The following is a 371-nucleotide window of genomic DNA, read 5'->3' on the forward strand; positions in this document are numbered from 1 at the left end:
TTTCCGGAAAAACTTCTTCACTATTATAGGAGCGCATTCGAGTTCAAATCTCGTTTAAGGCTAAAAGATCAAAAAAGTTACTAAAGAAAAATATGATACAACAAGTAATCCTCTCCCGAAGTGAACTTTATAACCTTGTATGGAAGCATCCACTCTCCTATTTTACAAACAGGTATATGGTTTCATACCCAAGCTTTAAGAATATCTGCAAAGAAAATGATATTCCTTTACCTCCAGGAGGATACTGGTCAAAAAAGAAATTTGGAAAAGAAGGTTTACAGCCTGAATATTTTAAAATAAAAAACGAGAAAGAAATCGTTCTTTACCTCCGCCCCGAGGGAGACAATCGTGATTTCGGCTACCTTACCAAG

General features: G+C 35.8%; 1 protein-coding gene. It reads left to right on the top strand.

From position 1 onward, the window contains the following. Positions 1-92: 92 nt before the first annotated feature. On the top strand, positions 93-371 hold a 279-nt coding region (locus HC176_RS17575; RefSeq protein ID WP_209309795.1), incomplete at its 3' end, for a hypothetical protein.

Source organism: Tamlana crocina (assembly GCF_012037625.1).